Source organism: Oceanobacillus oncorhynchi (genome assembly GCF_000821065.1).
Lineage (GTDB): Bacteria > Bacillota > Bacilli > Bacillales > Amphibacillaceae > Oceanobacillus > Oceanobacillus oncorhynchi.
This window is the reverse complement of record NZ_CDGG01000001.1, coordinates 1,228,533-1,245,952: the sequence shown is the minus strand read 5'-3', so window position 1 is coordinate 1,245,952 and position 17,420 is coordinate 1,228,533. Positions and strand designations below refer to the sequence as shown.

Genomic DNA, 17,420 nt, shown 5'->3' with positions numbered 1-17,420 from the left:
ACTAAATAGATTTTTTTAATGACAACCTTTTTACCACGGAGAAGAACAAAAACTCCCACTGAATGAAGTTTCGTTTTATGGAAACTTCATTATATCTTAATAATAATTCTGGATGACTCCCCTTTCGCCAGCTTATCAAATCCTTCATTTATCTCTTCCAGCTTAATAATATCAGTAAGCAATTTATCAACCGGCAGCCTCCCTTGATTAAATAAGCGAATATAATTCGGAATATCCCGATCTGGAACACAGCTTCCTACATAGGATCCTTTAATACTTTTTTCTTCTGCAGTTAAACTCACATACGGAAAGGAAAAATGATGGTCCGGATGCGGTAATCCTGTTGTAACTGTCGTTCCGCCGCGTTTTGTTATTCCATAAGCCACCTCCATCGCCGGAACGGCTCCAGCAGTTTCAAATGCAAAATCCAGTCCACCATTCGTTGCTTCACGGATCTGTTCGATGACATCAGGGTCCTTCGAATTAAATGTATCCGTTGCACCCAGCTCCTTCGCTTGTTTTAATTTGGATTCATTGATATCTACAGCAACCACTCTGCTCGCACCTGCAGAGATTGCTCCCAGCAAAGCACTTAATCCAATTCCTCCAAGACCAATAATCGCAACAGTACTCCCTAATTTAATATTAGCCGTATTGACAACAGCACCCACGCCGGTAATCACAGCACAACCAAATAGTGCTAGTTTCTCAAAAGGAATCTCTTTAGGGACTTTAATTAATGAATTTCTTGATACGACGGCATATTCGGCAAAAGCGGATACGCCAACATGATGATGGATGGTTTCTTCCTTTTCGTGCATGCGAATTCCTCCGCCAATCAAGGTTCCTGCTGTATTGGATTCCGCTCCAGGTTCACATAATGCCGGACGGCCTTCCTTACAAGGGATACAGTGGCCACAGCTGGGGACGAAGACACAGACGATATGATCCCCTGCTTCTAAATCTGTTACCCCTTCTCCTGCTTCTACAACAACACCGGACGCTTCATGCCCCAGCGCCATCGGCAATGGTCTTGGTCTGCTGCCGTTAATAACCGATAAATCAGAGTGACAAAGGCTGGCCGCTTTTATTTGAATCAATACTTCTCCTAATTCTGGAGCATCTAATTCGACCGTTTCAATTTTAATTGGTTTGCTTTCTGCATAGGGTGTTTCAGCTCCAGAGGTTCGTAACACTGCTGTTTTCACATTCATGATTATCTACCCCTCATTCTATTTTTGTAAATTAGAACATTATATAGTTGTTCGATGCATCCGCGGGTATTGATAAGCCAATCATAAATACTAAAATCAATAGAGCTTTATACCAACAAATTTTGTATCCAGCATGTCTTCTATCGCATATTTAATTCCTTCTTTTCCAATCCCGCTATCTTTGATGCCTCCGTATGGCATATGGTCATAACGCCTGACGGATACTTCATTAATCCAGACTCCTCCTGTTTCAATGGCATCCGCCATACGCATGGCACGGTTGATATCACGTGTAAATACGCCGGCATGCAGCCCTAAATCCGTATCATTTGCATAGGCAACGACTTCTTCTTCCGTAGAAAAGGGAATGACACTTACAATTGGAGCAAAGACTTCCATGCAAACGACCTTCATATTGGGAGTAGTGCTTCCAATGATTGTCGGCTCTAAAACTGCTCCTTTTCGATGTCCTCCGGTTAATAATGCCGCGCCTTGTGCCACAGCTTCTTCTATCCACGACTGTGCCCGTTCTGCTGCTTCTTCTGTAATCATCGGGCCTAATTCTGTCGACTCTTCACGTGGATCGCCAAGCTTTAGAGCTTCTGCTGCTGCAACTAATTTTTCTGTAAATGCCTGATAGACACTGTCGTGGACATACACCCTCTGTGCAGAAACACATGCCTGACCGGCAAAGGTATAACCGCCTTGCAGGATGGATTGGACAGCAATATCTAAATCCCCATCCTCAAAAATAATATTGGGAGCATTGGATCCTAATTCAAGTGTTACTTTTTTCTTTTTCGCCATTTCGTGAATTTTCCAGCCGACTGCTCCGCTTCCCGTAAACGTCACTTTTTTTACATCCTTATGGGTTACCAGCGGTTCTACAAGCTGCTGTCCCGGCCCCATCACAATATTCAACGCCCCTTTCGGCAGCCCTGCCTCTTCCAATACGTGATAAAGCATCATCGAAGATAACGGTGTTTTTTCTGCTGGTTTAAGAACGACTGTATTCCCGGCTGCTATGGCAGGTGCAATCTTATGAAGCGCAAGATTTAATGGAAAGTTAAAGGGAGTAATTGCTGCAACTACCCCTAGCGGTACACGCTTTGTGATCCCGATTTGATGTTCTCCGCCGATGGCACTATCCATTGGAATCTGTTCACCATAAATCGACTTTGCCCCTTCTGATGCAAAGCGCAGCACTTGAATCGCCCGAATAACCTCCCCGCGGCTTTCGTTGATTGGTTTCCCAGCCTCCAGCGTCAATATATCAGCAAATGCTCCTTCTTGTTCTTCCAAGCGTTCAGCAGCTTTCCGCAAAATAGCAGAGCGTTCATGTGCCGGCATCTTCTTCATAATTTGAACAAAAGTCTGCTGTGCAGTATCAATGGCGTCATGCACATCCTCTGTGGTTGCACATGCTATTTTTCCAATAACCTCCCCATTATATGGATTGGTTACAGCCAGTTCTTCTCTTTCTCCATTTCTTTCTTCTCCATTAATGATGGACCCGGTAATATTTTCATGGATATCAATCATCGTCGTCCCCTCCTTGCCATGCTTTCATAAACAAGCCTCATGACGTTGCTGCATACAGGTCATAAGGCTGTTTATTCTGATTATCGATTACTCATAAAATCCTTCTGTCGATTTTACAAACTCCCTAAATTGCTTGGCATCATGCCCAAACCAGACCTGAGAATTTGTCCTTTCCGCATATTTTCTAATTTTTTCTACCGCATTTAAATATCCGATTGAATCATAAATAATTCCTGGCGGCTTTACAGGAGGACCAAAGCTTTCCGAGGTATAGACTGCATCGGAAGCTAAAATAATTCCTCCCTCACCCGGTAATTCTACATGCAGGCCAAGCAAGCCCCATGCATGTCCGGGACCAAAGTTCAGAATTTTAACCCCTTTCGCCAGCTCCAGTTCATCTTCATTCGGCATAACCGTTTTCCATTTTAAATCATTGGTAATCCAGGCATTGATATCTGCCCAAATGTAAGCTCCCATGTCTTTGGTCATCGCATACTGCTTCATGGTTTTCGAGAGCTCTGTGTCATGGACGATAATGGTTGCATTTGTAAATAATTCCAAACACCCTGCATGGTCTAAATGTAAATGCGAAGCAACTACATATTTAATATCCTCCGGGCGGGTGTTCAATTGTTCTAACCGGTTGATTAAATAGCAGGATTCATCCTGAAAGGACGGAAACATTTTTTGCACGCCCTCCGGCCAGCGCCCCTCTTCTCCCATACCGTCCGGATTACATCCCGTGTCAAACAGGATTTTACCTTCCGGATGATCAATTAACACTGCATATACTGGAAATTCCACAAACTCGGCTGGCGGACTGGGATTATCCACGCTTGCCGGATTGTGCATGGCAATCATATAATTTTTATCCATTTTCATGGTGCCTGTGTCCAAAACAAATAACTTTGGTTTACTCATAAGTCACCCTCCATGTGTTAAATAGATTTTTATTTCTCACCTGATTCTGTTGACTGTTAAAACCAAAATCCAGACGCATAACCCAGCAGTACATTTATATTTAGCCGCTATCACCACCCATAATAATGGTTCCTCTCGTTACCTCTCTTGCTGCCGATTTATCCAATGCTGTTTTAATATCTTCTAATGTAAACGCGGCATCCAGCAATTTATCAAAAGGATATATATCCTTTGTCTGTGAAAGAAATAGCAGAGCCTTACTTAAATACCAAGGGTTATACCTGACAACAGGGATAATCTGAATCGATTTTCTGGTTAGCAGACCTGGATCAAACTCGACCAGCTTTCCAGGTGTTATATTTCCAATCGTGACATATTTACCTCCTGGTCTGATAAAGTGGATACCTTCTGCAAAGGCGGCAGGAACGCCGGCGACTTCTAAAGCAACATCAGCTCCTATTCCATTGGTTAAATCTAAAATAGCATTCGTTCGGTCTTCCACCGTCTCATAGTCATTTATATTTATTGTATAATCCGCTCCAAATTTCTTTGCCTGCTGTAATCTGCTCTCTACTCCATCTATCACAATCACCGTTGCTCCCCGTTCTTTTGCAACAGCTGCCGCATTTAAACCAAGTCCTCCAGCCCCTTGAATGACAATCGATTGATTAAAGGAAATACCAGACTTATCTAAGCCAAAATAAACCTGCGATAAGGCACAGTTGGCACTTGCAGCTGCGGCATCGGATACATCGTCAGGGACTTTATAAAAATACTGATTCGGATGAATATAATAATGGGACGCGAATGTACCATGGAAATGCGGCATTGCCTCTGGCTGCATATTCCAGAAATCATAGGCATGCTCACATAAATGAAAGTGTCCCTCCCGGCAGGCAGCGCATTTTAGACACGTAATATAATAGGCGGAAACAATACGGTCACCTATTTTTACGGGACTGCCTGCATAATCCGTTTCCACGCCTTCTCCAAGCGCATATACTTCCCCAACCATTTCATGCCCGAGCACGCCCCGTTTCTTCGTCGGATGCAGCCCTTTCCATATATGCAATTCAGAACCACAGATATTGGACCGCCGTACCTTTAATAAAACCGCTCCTTTCTCTACCTTTGGAAGCTTATATTCCTTATAGCTTAACTTTTCCGGCTCTTCCATCACAGCTACTCTTCCGTATTGCTCCTCCGATTCCTGTCCCATTATTCATATCCTCCTTTGTAATAGATGAATTTACTTCATAACTGCTAATAAAACAGGTATTCCATTTTTTGAAGCGCTTTCATTTACAAACAACAAAACTTTTTGGATATTGTAACTTTGGATACAATTAAATTCTATGATATATTATTTGATTTGTAAACTATCTTTTGAATTTTTTGTTTTTATTTTACTCTATGGCAAACGATTCTCTTTGAATACAAAAAAGAGTGAAGTTTATCCTCTCTGATATTCTCCACTCTTTGAATCTATTAATGGCTCTGATTTCATGCTTTTATAAATGTTGTTATTTTATTTCTCCAATATAGCAAGCAGCTCTTCCCCAGTCCGTTGAATGTGCTTTGCAAGTGCGTCCGAAGCCTTTTCAGCATCTCCGTTTTCAATTGCTTCTAAAATCGTCGCATGTTCTTTATTTGATTTTTGAATTTGACCGGGAATGATTTGCGGCGTATCCAATGCAAAGCCCATGGAAATGGTATCAATAAAGCTTACTAAGCGGGAGCTGTCACAACGGCTGATCAACACTTTATGAAATTTCGCATTATTTTCGACATAGGCTTCATTGGATGCAGTATTCAGCATCGATTGATGAAATTCCGATAAGGTTTTGAGATCTGCTTGGGTAAAATGCTCCATACTTTTCTTTAATGCCAACGCTTCTAGAACGGAGCGTAATTCATATATCTCTTGAATATCCGCTTTCTTTATCTCCCGGACGACCGCTCCCTTATGCGGCTCCATGGTAATAAGTCCCTCCAGCTCTAATGTTCGAAGCGCCTCTCTAATTGGCATACGACTTACCCCAATAAGTGAAGCAAGCTCGGTTTGCACCAAACGTTCTCCCGGTTTAAAGTCTCCTTTAAGGATTGCTTGCCGTAACACACTGCATACACGATTATGCAGCATTTCTCTATCACCGATTTCTAAATTTATATGATCAGGCATAAGCTTATCTCCTATTCTCCATTTTGAATATTGTATCCACATATTATAGCAAATGAAGAATCTAAATAAAAGATTTTACTTTTTTAAAAATTTACTAAACTAAAATTAAATAAAAGAAATGAAACAACGATTAAGTTTTCCACTGTGAAATCTTCGTTCTCGTACATATCAGAAAATCTTAACAGAGCATCTTAATCTCCAATAATACTCAACGAAAAATTCCCACACTTTCCTAAATACCAAGGAAATTTATGTTATGATTAGTAGATTATTATAGTTACAGAAAGAGAGGCGGAGATATGGGCGAAATACCAACTAATTCTAAAAGTATTTTTGTTTTGATCACATTTCTTTTCATAACAATCGGTTTTACATGGCTGTATATCCATTTCAGCAGCACTATTAAAGATGAACCAGTGGAAGAAACGATTGAATTAAAATACAGCAAAAAAGGATTGTATTTATACCCGCGTTATGAAATCCTTGTCTCCAATTCAGATCGGCCAAGCACCGTATCTAAAGAGCAATTTGAATCGATTGAAGCAGGAGATACGATTTCTGGATACATGAAAAACAAAGATACCTTTGTAACAGAAAAAGACATTCAGTTTGAAAAACTATTAGGGATTCCGATTCTTATTGCTTTATATCTAGTTGTGTTCATCTTTGGTGCTGGCTTACTGAAAAATACAACATTTATTAAAAATAAGCTGGCCTATAAAAACATCGTGCAAAAAATATTTATGACAAGCCTTTTAACGCTTTTAGGGCTCTATCTTCTGACAGGGTTAATTCTCATTGCACTAATAACAACAAATATTTTTCATAAAATAAATCCATGGAATCAAACAGAAGTAACAGCGACTGTTTTAGGCGGAGACCATAATGAAACACGATCACAAAGAGGTGCTTCTTACACAACATATGAGCTATTCCTTCATTTTCAAGATCAAGAAGGGAACGATTACATAACCAAAAAAGCAGTCACCGGTACGACATATAATAAATATGATTTAGGCGAAAGCATTCCACTGATTTATCGTAATAATAACGCAGATGATACCTTTATCGCTACGAAAAGTGCCAACGAAATCTGGCCTGCCTTTTTGAATTTATATACTTTTTTTATCGGCTTTTATTTATTTTCCGTATTTGCCATGATTAGAGGATGGCGTAAAAAGAAAAAACGGCAGCAAGAGAAGGATACTGCGCTTCATAATACGATTTGAGACTTGCATGGAATAACTTGACAAGGCTGGTTAGCCAGCTTTATCAAGTCATTCTGCAAATACTTCTCCCTTTGATTTTTTTATTGTATAATAAAGCGTAATCCTATCTATACTCAACTGCCAGGACAGTAGTTTTAATCAATTTACGCTTATATCAATAAATTCGTATTTATTTGTGAATCACGTCACAAATAAATGGAAGGGGAGAAGATAAGTGCAACGACAAATGAAAATGGGGACGATGATTCATGGTGTAGGAGAAAAAATGTCTGATTGGAGACATCCTGAGCTACCGTCAGATGCAAGTGTCAGCCTTAAATTTTATATAGAACAGGCGCAAAAGGCTGAAGAAGGTAAATTTGATTTTGTTTTTATTGCGGATGCGTTACACATTAATGAGCATTCTAATCCACATTATTTGAATCGTTTCGAGCCGCTTACGATTTTATCTGCGCTGGCAGCTGTTACCTCACATATTGGATTGGTTGGCACATTATCAACAACCTATAGCGAGCCTTTTTCAGCAGCACGCCAGTTTGCCTCTCTGGATATGATCAGCGGTGGCAGAGCGGGCTGGAATGTGGTCACATCAGGCCTTGAAAAAACAGCCTTGAATTTTAGCCAAGAGGTAAAAGATCATCCTGATCATGCGGCGCGTTATAGAAAGGCATCAGAATATATCGATGTGATGCAAGGGTTATGGAAAAGCTGGGAAGATGACGCGTTTATAAGGGATAAAGAAACAGGAATATTTATGTATAAGGAAAAAATGCATGAATTAAACCATGCTGGAGAGTTTTTCTCGGTTAAAGGGCCGTTGAATATCGGCCGCTCTAGACAAGGTGAACCAGTGATTTTTCAGGCAGGCTCTTCTGCTGATGGGAAGGATTTAGCAGCGAAAAAAGCGGATACCGTATTTGCAATCATCCCATCTATAACAAAAGCTCAAAACTATTACCATGATTTGAAACAGCGCGTCGAACAATATGGAAGAAATCCAGAAGATGTGTTTGTCATGCAAGGAATCTCACCTATTATTGGCAAAACAGATAAGGAAGCTGAGGCAAAATATCAAGAACTCGCTCGTTTAGTAGAGATAGACCAGGCACTGGCATTTCTCAGCAGACTGTTTGAATTTCATGATTTTTCAACATATCCGCTAGACGAACTCTTCCCTGATGTCGGAGATCTAGGGAAGAACAGTTTTAGAAGTGATACAGACCGAATCAAGCAGGAGGCAATCGAGGAAAGCCTTACGCTGCGTGAAGTAGCTTTACGTGAAGCAACACCTCGGCCGCTTTTTATGGGAACGCCTGAAAAAGTAGCGGACCTGATGGAAGAATGGTTTGAATCACGTGCGACTGATGGATTTATCATTATTGCTAATTTGCCAAGTTATCTGGGAGACTTTATTGATGCGGTTGTGCCTATTCTGCAGGAACGGGGCCTTTTTCGAAAGAACTATGAAGCAAATACATTGCGTGAAAATCTTGGACTACGTATTCCAAGACACTGTTCTATGACAGATATTTCCATATAAGGGTAGATTTATATTCGATGCTTCATTTGTAACACTGCTTTTTTAAGCGTTTAATGAATGAAGAAGCAAAACAGATTTATAAATAAATTGGAATAAAGAGGAAGATATAGGCAGATACACTGTGCTTGTCTTCCCCTTTATATACTTCACGCTCATAGAGGGCAATTTAAAGAAAATGACTGTGGATAGAATTCAGCATGCTCACTGTTTATTATTAAAATAAAAAGTGCCAAAACCCTATTATCAAGGATTTTGACACTTCATGAAACTAGTCGATAAAACTAAAATGGAGACGGAGGGAGTCGAACCCTCGTCCAGAGATATCGCCACTCAAGTATCTACACGCTTAGTTGGTATATTATCATTCGCTCACATGTCGGCCTGCCAACAGGCTTCCATGGAGCTAGTCTGATTCAGTTCTTCTGCCCATCCTCAGACGGTGGATAGCAGTATAGCCCGCTTCATTTGAGACCCTTCAATCTGCCACACGGGCGATGGCAGGAAGGATCGTTTTAGGCTACTTACGCAGCTGCTAAAACAGGTTGATTGTTTTCTTTGCCAGTTATATTTAGGCGTAACGTTTTACGAGCCGTAACCTCGACGTGCAACTTGAGCTCAATCTATCCCTGTCGAATCCGTAACGTCCCCGTATCATAAAAAACACAGGGAATAATTAAGCAAACTTAAATTATTCAACTGTACCCTGCTATCCTGATAGCAGCTGTTTTCTTCACAGCATACCACGAATAGGGTACCTTTCATTATAACAAACCATACCTAATTGTCAAGTATGCTCCGGATTACCGCATATGATCTTTAATGGCCCTGTCCACATCCCGTTTCATTTGTTTACGTTTCAGGTCTTCACGCTTGTCGTATTTCTTTTTCCCTCTTCCAAGACCAATTAATACTTTTGCATAGCCATTTTTAATATAAATCTTTAATGGAACTAATGCATAGCCCTGCTGCTGGGTTAAGCCGATTAATTTATCAATTTCCTTCCGATGAAGCAGCAGCTTTCTTGAACGGGTCGGGTCGTGATTATACCGGTTCCCCTGCTCATATTCGGCAATATGCAGGTTCACTAATTGCACTTCCCCTTTTCTGTCGATTCGCGCATGGGCGTCCTTAATATTTACTCTGCCATTCCGAATAGACTTGATTTCTGTCCCCTGCAGGACAATGCCTGCCTCGTAGGTTTCTTCAATAAAATAATCGTGGGAAGCTTTTTTATTTTGTGCAATGGTTTTTCCATTTCCTTTTGGCATTTGAAATCATCCTCTTCCATCGAACTTTGAAAAGTTCTTATTCACTCAAAAAGAAATTCATTTCTCCATGAATGAATCCTCATTATAGTTTACCAAAAAATACGCCTTATCTCAAAGCTTTCACATAATTAAAACGTTTCTATCGCTGTGCGAAAAAAACGATAAAATCTCCTGAAAGAGATTCTATCGTTTCGGTTTATTCTTTTTCTTGTTTTTGGGTTTTGCTTTGCCTTTGCCCTTTGGCTTGCTTTTGGATTTTCCGTTGTTCTTTCCAGGAGATTGGATAACTCTTCCTGCGGGCTTCTGCTTTCTTTCCTTCCGGCGCGGAGAACCTAAGGATGTCAATTCGAAGTCGACCGTGTATTCTTCTAAGTTTACATCAGCCACTTTAATATCGACCTCATCGCCGACGCGGAATACTTTGGCCGTCCGCTCGCCGATCATCGCCTGACTGCGTTCATCATAATGATAATAATCATCTGTCAAATAGCTGACATGAACCAGTCCTTCTACCGTATTTTCCAGTTCCACAAACATGCCAAAATTCGTTACCGAGCTGATAATACCAGTAAATTCTTCGCCGATTTTATCTTTCATAAATTCTGCTTTCTTCATATTATCGGTATCACGCTCTGCATCGACTGCCCGGCGTTCCATTTCAGAAGTATGACGGGCGATTTCCGGCATTCTGTCCTTCCAATGCTTCATCGTTTTCTTATCCATTTTCTTCTCAATTAAATAGGTGCGGATTAACCGATGCACGATTAAATCTGGATAACGGCGGATTGGCGACGTGAAATGCGTATAAAAATCCGTTGCCAAACCAAAGTGTCCAACACTTTGCGGAGAATATTTTGCCTGCTGCATCGAGCGCAGCATTAATTTAGATACAATCATTTCCTCGGGATCATCTTTAATCGATTCCAGCACTTTTTGCAGCTGCTGCGGATGAACTTCGTTGGCCGTTCCTTTGACAGAAATGCCTAGACCAGCTAAGAATTCATAGAATTTCTCAAGTTTCCCTTCATCCGGTTCCTCATGGATACGGTGGATAAATGGGACGTCCATCCAATGGAAATGCTCCGCAATTGTTTCATTCGCTGCCAGCATAAATTCTTCAATTAATTTTTCTCCGACAGAGCGTTCACGAATAACCACATCGGTCGGATGGCCTTTTTCATCAACGAGTACCTTTGCTTCTTTAAAATCAAAGTCAATGGCGCCGCGGCCAAAGCGTTTTCCGCGTAAAATAGCTGCCAGCTCTTCCATATGCTCAAACATTGGAACCAGCGGCTCATATTTTTTGCGCAGCGCTTCATCCTTATCGACTAAAATCTTATTCACATCCGAATAAGTCATTCGCTCATTGGAATTGATCACACTTTGAAAAATTTCATGGTTCACGACTTGTCCGCTCGTATTGATTTCCATCTGACAGCCAAGTGTCAGTCTGTCCACATGAGGATTAAGCGAGCATATCCCATTTGATAAGCGGTGAGGAATCATCGGAATCACGCGGTCAACTAAATAAACGCTGGTTCCCCGCTCAAAGGCTTCCTTATCCAGCGGCGTACCTTCTTCTACATAATGACTGACATCAGCAATATAGACTCCAAGCTGGTAATTTCCATTCTCAAGACGTTTGACGCTTACCGCATCATCTAAGTCCTTGGCGTCTGCGCCGTCAATCGTAACGACGACCTCATCGCGCAGGTCCTTTCTCCCTTGGATATCATCTGGGGCAATTTCTTCAGGAACTTTATTTGCCTGCTCGATAACTTCTTCCGGAAAATCAATCGGGATTCCATGCTTATAAATAATGGAGAGAATATCAATTCCCGGATCATTTTTATGACCAAGAATCTGGATGATTTCTCCTTCTGCACTTTTTCTTCCCTCCGGATATTTAGTGATGCGGGCGAGTACTTTATGACCGTCAATCGCTCCATGCGTATGTCCTTTAGAAATAAAAATATCATTTGGAATCCGCTTGTCATCCGCGATAACAAATCCAAAGGAACGATTATCTTCAAATGTACCGACTACGGTGACGACTGCTCGTTCCAGAATACGAATAACCTTTCCTTCCGGGCGCGTGTCCTCCGTATCCTTTTTTTCCAGACGGACGAGCACTTTATCCTTATTCATGGCAGAGCCCATATCATTTGCATGGATATACACATCTGTTTGGTCTTCATCTTCCGGAATCAGAAAAGCAAAGCCCTTGGCATGCATTTGGAGAGTTCCTTTGACCAAATTCATTTTATCCGGCAGTCCAAATCGATTTTTTCTGGTACGGACAAGGTCTCCCTCTAATTCCAGTTCATTTAAAGCGACAACCAGCTCCTTAAACTCTTCTGCGTTTTCTAAAGCCAGCGCCTCTTCTAATTCTTGGACAGACAAGGGTTTCGTGCTGTTCTCTTTAATATAATCTAAAATGCGTTCTTTCATAACGTTCACCTTCTTTCTGTTTATCTTTCCATCTTTCTACTTTATACTTCCCAATCCAAGCTCTCTAAAAACGCATAAATATCTTCGTGAAGCTGATCTTTTTCTTTATCCATTGTAATCACGTGGCCTGAATTAGCATACCATTTGATTTCTTTTTGTGTGGATTCGACATTATCATAAATATAATTCGCACTGTCTGTATTGATCATTTGATCCTTCTCAGCCTGTACGACTAAGGTAGGTGTGTAAATCATATCAATATTTGATTTTACTTCCTTCACTGTGTCCCTGACACCGATAAAGAGGTTCTTGGAATTATCCATGATGGTATCGACTTCTTCTTTTATAACTGCTTCGTCTTTTTGTTCCAGCTGTTTAAACTCTTTAGAAAACTCCCGGAATCCTTTGGTCAGTTCTTCCTCATTATCAAAAAACATCGGAGCACACATGGATACCATACCTTTAATTTTCTCCGAATAGGCAAGTTTTAAACCTAATACTCCTCCAAGAGACAGACCGGCAACTGCAATTTCCTGATATCCAAGGTCCTTCAGATGGTTAAAAGCAGCTTTCACATCTGCCCACCATTGGTCCGGATTACTTTTGATCAATTCCTCCGGCGGCAGTCCATGTCCGCGATAAATCGGCGCATGGCTTGTGTAGCCTTTCTTTTCTAGAAACCGTCCAAGCATGCGGACGTCTGCAGAGTGCCCGGTAAATCCATGCAGTAATAATACAGCACGCTCTCCTGCTTCAAATGTAAACGGCTGTGGTAACTTTATTTTCACAATCATCCATTCCTTTCATCTTCCTGAAAAATAAAACTGTCCGTTAAACTGCGGGAAATCATTTTTCCCAATTCATTTCTAGTATACCCTGTATTATGAAAAGCGAAAATAAAAAAACCTTACCACACCACTGTGATAAGGAATATCATTTATTGTAATACGTACGCTGCCAAGAAAGCTAATAAAAAGAACAGCACCGCTGTAACAATTGTCATACGATGTAGCACCAAGTCAATTCCGCGTGCTTTCTGTTTTCCAAATAACTGTTCTGCACCGCCGGAAATCGCTCCTGAAAGACCAGCGCTTTTTCCAGACTGCAATAAGACAAGTGCAATCATCACGATAACGTCAATTACTAATATCACATTAACCACAGTTAACAACATGTTTTCATACTCCTCCTATGTTCCGACAATCCCTATCTTATACTTTATCATACTTTGAATTTGTTGTGCAAGATTGATTTGTGAAATACGATTTCTTAACGGCTTATGAATTATTTAATGCTTTATCATGTCTTCCACAATTTCGGAATATGAGTGTATCTGGTTTTTCATATTCAAAAGTAATTCTTAAATCCATATTCACACTTGCTTCCCATATATCAGGGTTTTTATAACCTTGCATGTTTTTCATTCTTAAAGAAGGATGTGAAAAATCTTGTACTAGCCTGATGATGGTTTTATCTGTTTATTCATTCGGGACTCCCTGCTTTCATCTGTATTTACAGCCATTATATGCGTCACTCCTTTTATGATTTTTTATAATTTCTGTTTTTCCTATATTCTGATTTTATTATAACAAGATAAGAAATTAAAATGAAGTCTTTAGCCTGACTGAAAGGCTATTCTTTATTTGTTTATTAAAATTTAAGTATATGAACCAAGTCGGCTAAGACGCAGTATCTTGGACATAGAAATGGGTCTGAGATTGCGACTACTCGTAATAACCATTGTGTATATATCCCTTTTTTGAATTTGTCCAACAACCCGTCTTCAACGTATAATGAATATAGCAGTCCCGCGTAAATAAAAAAGCATCGTTATTAATGATACCAAGGGGGAAGAAAACATGGAGATGAAAACAGATTGGCTGACAGTTTCTGACGGAACCCGCATCTATATCAAACAATGGCTTCCGGAAAGAAGACCCATTGCCATCCTGCAGATTGCCCACGGCATGGTGGAACATATTGAACGCTATCATGGTTTCGCTTCCTACTGCACTTCTTTAGGTTACATCGTGATTGGCAATGATCATCGCGGACATGGGAAAACAGGTGATTTAGGAATACAAGGCTACTTTACAGAGAAAAATGGTTTTCAGCGCGTCGTAACAGATTTGTATGAAATCATGCAATATGAAAAAAAAGCTTTTCCTCATCTTCCCTATTACTTTTTGGGGCATAGCATGGGTTCTTTTTTAATGCGAAATTTCATTCAGCATTATAGTAATGAAATGGATGGATTGATATTAACTGGTACAGGACATTATTCCAGACTTCTCGCCACTGCAGGAAAAGCAGCTGCTTCCCTCCTGCCGTCAAGGAAACCTTCTCCTTTCATGAATCAGCTCGTTTTAGGGAATGGTATAAAACAGGATAAACATTATAAACACGAATGGCTTACAAGAGAAAAAGCATATGCAGACGCTTATGAAGCAGATTCCTATACCGGCTTTATTCCGACAGCCCGTTTCTTCTATGATTTATTGGAAGGTATCTATCAGACCAGAAAGCAAAGGCTCAATCAAAACATACGTAAAAATCTTCCGCTTCTCCTTATCAGCGGCGACGAGGATCCTATTGGTCAATATGGAAAGGGAGTATGGAAAACAGCTTCTCTCTTTCAAAAAAATGGCCTGGAGAATATTGTCGTTCAGGTTTATGAGGGTGGAAAGCATGAATTATTAAATGACACCTGCCGGGAAGAGGTATATGCGTTTATCGGAGATTGGCTGAAGAATGCTGGTAAAAAATAACGGATTATATTGATTTTAACAATTAAAGAAAACCCTTTAAACTTGCACCACAGCACACGCTAATTTAGTATAGATATGTTATAATTAATAAGATAGTTTTATTAAAGAAAGGATGCTCTCATAATGAAAAAATTGAATGGAATTGCTGCATCTAGTGGAATTGCCATTGCGAAAGTATACGAACTGAAAGACCCGGATTTAAATTTTGAAAAAACGTCTATTGATAATCCAGGACAAGAGATTGAGCGTCTTGAAAGCGCATTAGAAGTTTCTAGACAGGAACTGGAAAAAATCAAAGCACATACATTAAAAGAACTCGGGGAAGAGCATGCAGAAATTTTCTCTGCGCATTTGCTTGTATTAGGAGACCCAGAGCTGATTAATCCGATTAAAGATAAAATCAACGATGATAAAGTAAACGCAGAAGCTGCCTTGGACGAAGTTGCTACGATGTTTATCGAAATGTTTAAAGCCATGGATAACGAATACATGCGCGAACGTGCAGCAGATATCCATGATGTAACTAAACGTGTAATGTCTCACCTGCTTCAGGTTACCTTCCCGGACCCTGCTTTAATCGATGAGCAAGTGATTGTTATCGCAAGAGATTTAACACCATCTGACACCGCTCAGTTAAACCGTGAATTTGTAAAAGGGTTTGCAACCGATATCGGCGGCAGGACTTCTCACTCTGCTATCATGGCCCGCTCCTTAGAAATTCCTGCTGTGGTAGGTACAAAAGAAATTACCGGCGCTGTGAAAAAGGACGACCAGATTATTGTCGATGGCATTGAAGGTACAGTTATCATCAATCCGACAGAAGAAGAGATTAAAGTATATGAAGCGAAACAAGCTGCATTTGCTAAGCAGCAGGAAGAATGGGCAAAATTAAAGGATGAGCCTACTTTCTCTGCAGACGGTGAACAAGTTGAGCTTGCTGCAAACATCGGTACACCGAATGATGTAGAAGGTGTTCTTAATAATGGCGGCGAGGGCGTCGGACTTTATCGTACCGAATTCCTTTATATGGGTAACTCTGAATTGCCTTCCGAAGATGTTCAATTTGAAGCTTATAAAGCTGTATTAGAAAAAATGGGAGACAAGCCTGTCGTTGTAAGAACACTTGATGTCGGCGGCGATAAGGAAATCAGCTACTTAGATATGCCGCATGAAATGAACCCGTTCTTAGGATTCCGTGCAATTCGTTTCTGTCTGGAAAATGAACATGTCTTCCGCCCGCAATTACGTGCATTACTGCGTGCGAGTGCTTACGGCAACCTGAAAATCATGTTCCCGATGATTGCTACATTGGAAGAATTCCGTCAGGCAAAAGCGTTATTGCTAGAAGAAACAGACAATCTTAAAAAAGATGGCGTTAAAGTTTCCGACAACATTGAAGTAGGAATCATGGTAGAAATTCCATCTACTGCAGTGATTGCAAAACAATTTGCGAAGGAAGTCGATTTCTTCAGTATCGGAACAAATGACTTAATCCAATATACGATGGCTGCTGACCGTATGAATGAACAGGTTTCTTATCTGTATCAGCCATATCACCCAGCTATCCTGAATCTGGTAAACAATGTCATCGAAGCTGCTCACGCAGAAGGCAAATGGGCAGGCATGTGCGGTGAAATGGCAGGAGATTCTACTGCTATTCCATTGCTTCTTGCTCTTGGACTGGATGAATTCAGCATGAGCGCAACTTCTATCTTACCGGCAAGAACTCAGATTCTTAGCTTGAACAAAAAAGAGCTTGCAGCACTTAAAGATGAATTCCTTTCCTTAAGCACTGCAGAAGAAGTGGTTGCATTAGCGGAGAAGACGATTAATAAATAAGTATACTGAAAAACCCTGATTATTGTTTGCACAACAATAATCAGGGTTTTTTATTAATACATCCGCGCCATTCCCGCAGAATTCGGGGCCGTATGACGAAAGCCGAACTGTTCATATAATTTATCAGCGGGAATATCTGCAATCAAGCTGACATAAGAGCCTTTGTAGGTATGGTTATCTAAATAAGCCATAATCTCCTGCATAATGACCTTTCCAAGCCCTTGTCCCTGATAGCTTGGTTTGACCACGATATCTACTACGTGAAAAACAATTCCCCCATCTCCCACTACTCTGCCCATCCCAATCAACGTATCACCGTCATAGATGGATACAGCAAATAACGTATTAGGAAGCCCAATTTCAATCGCTGCTTTTTCTTTATTGCTTAATCCAGCCTCGACACGAAGCTCATTAAATGCTTCGACTGCTGGTGTTTGATGACTGATCTGATAACGTTCATTCATTG

The 17,420-nt window shown here is 40.6% G+C and carries 14 protein-coding genes and 1 other RNA gene; 4 read left to right on the top strand and 11 right to left on the bottom strand.

Annotated features, from left to right (window positions below):
- Positions 1 to 89: 89 nt before the first annotated feature.
- The 5 genes from BN997_RS05700 to BN997_RS05680 all read right to left on the bottom strand — a co-directional run bounded on the left by BN997_RS05700 (position 90) and on the right by BN997_RS05680 (position 5,859).
- Complete coding sequence (locus BN997_RS05700) at positions 90 to 1,214, bottom strand: zinc-dependent alcohol dehydrogenase family protein (RefSeq protein ID WP_042530449.1); 1,125 nt, start codon at positions 1,212 to 1,214, stop codon at positions 90 to 92.
- A 96-nt stretch (positions 1,215 to 1,310) separates the two neighbouring features.
- A complete protein-coding gene (locus BN997_RS05695; RefSeq protein WP_042530447.1) occupies positions 1,311 to 2,756 on the bottom strand; it encodes an aldehyde dehydrogenase family protein in 1,446 nt (481 codons plus the stop codon).
- An 87-nt stretch (positions 2,757 to 2,843) separates the two neighbouring features.
- Positions 2,844 to 3,677, bottom strand: a complete 834-nt coding sequence (gene ahlS, locus BN997_RS05690; protein WP_042530445.1) for an AhlS family quorum-quenching N-acyl homoserine lactonase — start codon at positions 3,675 to 3,677, stop codon at positions 2,844 to 2,846.
- Between the two features lie 100 nt (positions 3,678 to 3,777).
- Positions 3,778 to 4,896, bottom strand: coding sequence for a zinc-binding dehydrogenase (locus BN997_RS05685; RefSeq protein WP_084612858.1), 1,119 nt, complete (start codon positions 4,894 to 4,896; stop codon positions 3,778 to 3,780).
- Between the two features lie 309 nt (positions 4,897 to 5,205).
- Positions 5,206 to 5,859: a GntR family transcriptional regulator gene (locus BN997_RS05680; RefSeq protein ID WP_042530443.1), complete on the bottom strand. Its 654-nt coding sequence runs from the start codon at positions 5,857 to 5,859 to the stop codon at positions 5,206 to 5,208.
- Positions 5,860 to 6,158: 299 nt separating this feature from the next.
- On the opposite strand from BN997_RS05680, the gene BN997_RS05675 reads away from it, so the two are divergent.
- Positions 6,159 to 7,088 carry a DUF3592 domain-containing protein gene (locus tag BN997_RS05675; RefSeq protein WP_042530441.1) on the top strand — a complete coding sequence of 310 codons (930 nt, stop codon included), beginning with the start codon at positions 6,159 to 6,161 and terminating at the stop codon, positions 7,086 to 7,088.
- Between the two features lie 226 nt (positions 7,089 to 7,314).
- Positions 7,315 to 8,628 carry an LLM class flavin-dependent oxidoreductase gene (locus BN997_RS05670; RefSeq protein WP_175297080.1) on the top strand — a complete coding sequence of 438 codons (1,314 nt, stop codon included), beginning with the start codon at positions 7,315 to 7,317 and terminating at the stop codon, positions 8,626 to 8,628.
- A gap of 284 nt (positions 8,629 to 8,912) precedes the next feature.
- Here the strand turns inward: BN997_RS05670 and ssrA are convergent.
- The 5 genes from ssrA to secG all read right to left on the bottom strand — a co-directional run bounded on the left by ssrA (position 8,913) and on the right by secG (position 13,521).
- Positions 8,913 to 9,276: a transfer-messenger RNA gene (gene ssrA, locus BN997_RS22455) on the bottom strand.
- Between the two features lie 152 nt (positions 9,277 to 9,428).
- Positions 9,429 to 9,896 (bottom strand): SsrA-binding protein SmpB, encoded by a 468-nt coding sequence (gene smpB, locus BN997_RS05665; RefSeq protein ID WP_040978930.1) that lies wholly within the window; start codon positions 9,894 to 9,896, stop codon positions 9,429 to 9,431.
- A 183-nt stretch (positions 9,897 to 10,079) separates the two neighbouring features.
- Complete coding sequence (rnr, locus tag BN997_RS05660) at positions 10,080 to 12,347, bottom strand: ribonuclease R (RefSeq protein ID WP_042530436.1); 2,268 nt, start codon at positions 12,345 to 12,347, stop codon at positions 10,080 to 10,082.
- 41 nt (positions 12,348 to 12,388) lie between these two features.
- Positions 12,389 to 13,135: an alpha/beta hydrolase gene (locus BN997_RS05655; protein ID WP_042535820.1), complete on the bottom strand. Its 747-nt coding sequence runs from the start codon at positions 13,133 to 13,135 to the stop codon at positions 12,389 to 12,391.
- Between the two features lie 149 nt (positions 13,136 to 13,284).
- Positions 13,285 to 13,521, bottom strand: coding sequence for a preprotein translocase subunit SecG (secG, locus tag BN997_RS05650; RefSeq protein WP_374705727.1), 237 nt, complete (start codon positions 13,519 to 13,521; stop codon positions 13,285 to 13,287).
- 685 nt (positions 13,522 to 14,206) lie between these two features.
- Here secG and BN997_RS05640 point away from each other — a divergent pair.
- Both BN997_RS05640 and ptsP read left to right on the top strand, forming a co-directional pair.
- Complete coding sequence (locus BN997_RS05640) at positions 14,207 to 15,115, top strand: alpha/beta fold hydrolase (protein WP_042530434.1); 909 nt, start codon at positions 14,207 to 14,209, stop codon at positions 15,113 to 15,115.
- 123 nt (positions 15,116 to 15,238) lie between these two features.
- Entirely contained in the window at positions 15,239 to 16,954 is a 1,716-nt protein-coding gene (gene ptsP / locus BN997_RS05635) for a phosphoenolpyruvate--protein phosphotransferase (protein ID WP_042530432.1), read from the top strand.
- Between the two features lie 53 nt (positions 16,955 to 17,007).
- Here the strand turns inward: ptsP and BN997_RS05630 are convergent, their stop codons facing one another.
- Positions 17,008 to 17,418, bottom strand: a complete 411-nt coding sequence (locus BN997_RS05630) for a GNAT family N-acetyltransferase (protein WP_042530430.1) — start codon at positions 17,416 to 17,418, stop codon at positions 17,008 to 17,010.
- Between the last annotated feature and the right edge of the window lie 2 nt (positions 17,419 to 17,420).

Excerpts from the sequence above, each read along its gene's own strand:
- secG (WP_374705727.1), bottom strand. The coding sequence starts at position 13,521 with ATGTTGTTAACTGTGGTTAATGTGATATTAGTAATTGACGTTATCGTG.
- ahlS (WP_042530445.1), bottom strand. The coding sequence starts at position 3,677 with ATGAGTAAACCAAAGTTATTTGTTTTGGACACAGGCACCATGAAAATG.
- BN997_RS05695 (WP_042530447.1), bottom strand. The coding sequence starts at position 2,756 with ATGATTGATATCCATGAAAATATTACCGGGTCCATCATTAATGGAGAA.
- BN997_RS05675 (WP_042530441.1), top strand. The coding sequence starts at position 6,159 with ATGGGCGAAATACCAACTAATTCTAAAAGTATTTTTGTTTTGATCACA.
- rnr (WP_042530436.1), bottom strand. The coding sequence starts at position 12,347 with ATGAAAGAACGCATTTTAGATTATATTAAAGAGAACAGCACGAAACCC.
- BN997_RS05640 (WP_042530434.1), top strand. The coding sequence starts at position 14,207 with ATGGAGATGAAAACAGATTGGCTGACAGTTTCTGACGGAACCCGCATC.
- BN997_RS05685 (WP_084612858.1), bottom strand. The coding sequence starts at position 4,896 with ATGGGACAGGAATCGGAGGAGCAATACGGAAGAGTAGCTGTGATGGAA.
- BN997_RS05670 (WP_175297080.1), top strand. The coding sequence starts at position 7,315 with ATGAAAATGGGGACGATGATTCATGGTGTAGGAGAAAAAATGTCTGAT.
- BN997_RS05630 (WP_042530430.1), bottom strand. The coding sequence starts at position 17,418 with ATGAATGAACGTTATCAGATCAGTCATCAAACACCAGCAGTCGAAGCA.
- smpB (WP_040978930.1), bottom strand. The coding sequence starts at position 9,896 with ATGCCAAAAGGAAATGGAAAAACCATTGCACAAAATAAAAAAGCTTCC.
- BN997_RS05680 (WP_042530443.1), bottom strand. The coding sequence starts at position 5,859 with ATGCCTGATCATATAAATTTAGAAATCGGTGATAGAGAAATGCTGCAT.
- BN997_RS05700 (WP_042530449.1), bottom strand. The coding sequence starts at position 1,214 with ATGAATGTGAAAACAGCAGTGTTACGAACCTCTGGAGCTGAAACACCC.
- ptsP (WP_042530432.1), top strand. The coding sequence starts at position 15,239 with ATGAAAAAATTGAATGGAATTGCTGCATCTAGTGGAATTGCCATTGCG.